4 protein-coding genes are annotated in these 2,907 nt (G+C 38.6%); all 4 read right to left on the bottom strand.

Going from position 1 to position 2,907, the window contains the following annotated elements:
* On the bottom strand, positions 1–439 hold a 439-nt coding region (locus tag Q0537_RS08915), incomplete at its 3' end, for an AAA family ATPase (protein ID WP_299227315.1).
* Entirely contained in the window at positions 432–1,940 is a 1,509-nt protein-coding gene (mshL, locus tag Q0537_RS08910) for a pilus (MSHA type) biogenesis protein MshL (protein ID WP_297946461.1), read from the bottom strand. The genes Q0537_RS08915 and mshL, both read right to left, overlap by 8 nt.
* Positions 1,918–2,322 (bottom strand): hypothetical protein, encoded by a 405-nt coding sequence (locus tag Q0537_RS08905; protein ID WP_299227312.1) that lies wholly within the window; start codon positions 2,320–2,322, stop codon positions 1,918–1,920. The genes mshL and Q0537_RS08905 overlap by 23 nt, the downstream gene beginning before the upstream one ends.
* 23 nt (positions 2,323–2,345) lie before the next feature.
* A partial coding sequence (locus tag Q0537_RS08900; protein WP_299227310.1) for a hypothetical protein occupies positions 2,346–2,907 on the bottom strand: 562 nt, incomplete at its 5' end.

The following is a 2,907-nucleotide window of genomic DNA, read 5'->3' as shown; positions in this document are numbered from 1 at the left end:
GAATTTTTTCTATTAAATTCCCGGGATACAGCTGAGCTTCGTCGAGCAAAATAACGACCTGCTCTACCGCTCCTACGTTAGTAGAAATTCCAAATCTCTCTCTGTAAACCCGCATAAAATTTTCATAATTATCTATCGGTTCACTCGGCGTAGAGTGAAATATCTGAGAATAAAGCTCTAAGAAAAATTCTTTCTCATCAAAAAACGGCTGCGGCACAAATACGACTCTTACCTTTTTTTCAAGATCGACCTTGATCTTATTAAGCAAAAATGTCTTGCCACAGCCCGGTTTGCCGTAGAAAAGTATAAGTTTTAACGGCTTTTGCAAAGCATTTAAAATTTTATGATAAGCAAGGGTCGATTTATCGAGATTAACGAAGTCTGAGACTTCGTTATCCTCGATAAAAATCTCCTTGATCGCCGTATAGTTATTACTCATTTTCGTAGATGGATTTTGAGTAGCCTAGCTCTTTAAGAGAGGTAGCAAGCGGCGCGCCGGTATTGTCGATGATATGTGGAGTTACTACGAAGATCAGCTCCGATGTGCTCAAAACATCGGCAGTGCTTTTGAAAAGATTTCCGATTAATGGAATTTCAGCTAGCACAGGCACCCTAGTGTTATTCTTGGACTTAGTTGCACCAATCAAACCGCCTAAAATTACAGTATCGCCATCATCTACCCAAACTACACTAGAGAGTTTCTTTTGCAAGGTATCAGGTGCGATATCTCTTCTGCCATTCTCTTTCCTTACATTATCTTCTGCATATTTAAGAGAACTTAAAGACGGATTAATTCGTAGCATAATCCTATTATCATCTGAAATTTCAGGCAAGATATTCAAAAGAATACCTACAAAGATCGAATACTGATCATCTGACTGAGTATCTCCGCCTTGATAATCACCTGTAGTAGTAGATTTTAATACGTAGTTAATGGTATCACCTACAGAGATAATAGCAGGCTGATTATTCATCGTAGTTACCTTAGGGCTTGAAATAATCTTGGTTTTGCCCTTAGTCTCTAGGAAATTAATCAAACCGTCGATATTGAAATTTAGATTAGCTCCTATCGTCCAAGTTCCGTGAGTATCGCTAGCCTTTCCTCTATTGCCGTTATCTATGTGATAGCCTGAAAGTTTCTTTGGATCTCCACCTACATAGGTATTAAATCCTAGTTGAAATTTACTCCAATCTATACCGGTGGTGTATTCGTTATTTAGCTCGACAGATATGATATTTACATCTAGCAAGACTTGACGACTAAGGCGTTTTTGCATACCGCTTAGATATCTATCTACACGAGCTATCTGAGACTTCATAGCAGTAACGGTTACTAAACCGGCATTTTGATTTATAATAGGAGCGACTGCGACGTATTTTTCGGTACCGTTATTTAAAACAGAGGTGATTTCCTCGCTAATCTTCTCCCAAAAATCAAATTTCTCTTTGGTAGTGATCTTATTATCTTCTTTATTTTCTTTATCGTCGCTATCATCCACTTTCGTAGGTGCGGAATCGACAGAAGATTTAGTAACAGCAGTGCCTTCTCTAATAGAGGTGATGTAATCCACTTTAAAAGTCCTAGTCTCTAGCGCTGAAATTTTTAATATGCCATGAGAATACTCATAGCTTAGATTATTCTCTTTTATGAGTAGATCTAAAACTTCGCGTAAAGAAAGGTCTTTGATGCTTACGCCCTGCAGTGGCTTACTCATCTCCTCTTGAGCGATAGCGTCTTTTGCTACCACTGAAAAGCGGCACATATCGGATAGCTGAGTTAGCATCTCGTTTAGCGTAACGGTATCGTTAATCTTAATATTTAGCGCTTTCCTATCGCAGTTACCTGCAGTTGCAGGAGCGGCATATAGACTAGTAGCCGTAACAGACAAAGCAAGCATAGCGGCTATGCTAAGCTTTTTACTTATATGTAATAATGACATTTTGACTTCCTTGTTTTAGTGTTAGTTCGACTTTATTTTCATCGTCGTTGGTAATAATAACGCTATTGCCCGTTATTTGCACGATCTTATATGAGCCTACATACTCGCCCAAACCATACCACTTATCGTTTAGCTTAACCTTATCGCCCATAATACCTACTAGCTGATAACCTAGATCCACCTGCTGATTAGCTTCTCTAGGCGCATTGGCTTCTTTAGGATAAAACGGATCTTGCAAAGAAGCTATCTGCTCATCGCTAAGACCCACTCTAGGCTTACTAAGATCATCGAATATCGCATCGTACTTAGCTTTATAGGCTCCATTACTAGGCGCCACCGTCTGATTATCATCTACAGCAAATAGAGCAGTAGAAAGTAGCAAAGAGCATAAAATTAACTTTTTCATTAGTAATTTACTCCCCAGATAGATATACCGATGCTTCCACCGATTTTGCCATTTTTAGTGGCATTGATATCCATCTTATTTACATCTACGATCATCTCCGATTGTTCTATAAGGTTGATATACCTAAGGACATTCGAAAATGCTCCTTCAAATTTCACATCTATATCCAACAAAGCTTCAGGCTGAAAAATTTGTTTGATGCTAGGCTCTCTTCTATCGCTGTGAATAGCATAAATTTTAATATTGTTATTCTCTGCGATCGTTGAGAGGCTATCCATAAACTTAGCCCAGTTCTTTTCATTATAGGTAAGCTTTGAAATTTCTTTTAGCTTACCGTCTAGATACTTACGCTCTTCAACGATATTGTTAAGGTTGGTCCTAGCACCATTGAGGATATTGCGTTTATTATTAACAAAAGCATCAGGATCACCGCCAAAAAACTCGTTATACTCTCTTTGTGCGCCTTCAAGCTTAGTCGTGGCAGTACTTAGATTAGTTTCGCTCTTCTCTAAATACGGATCGGCTTGCTGACTTAAAATAAAGTAAGCTACCAAACCCACA

It is taken from the genome of uncultured Campylobacter sp., assembly GCF_938017775.1.
Lineage (GTDB): Bacteria > Campylobacterota > Campylobacteria > Campylobacterales > Campylobacteraceae > Campylobacter_B.
Note: the sequence above shows the minus strand (reverse complement) of the source record. Positions and strands in the feature narration are given on the sequence as shown.

What these genes read in the sequence shown, in the direction of transcription:
- mshL (WP_297946461.1), bottom strand. Translation starts at nt 1,940, where the DNA reads ATGTCATTATTACATATAAGTAAAAAGCTTAGCATAGCCGCTATGCTT.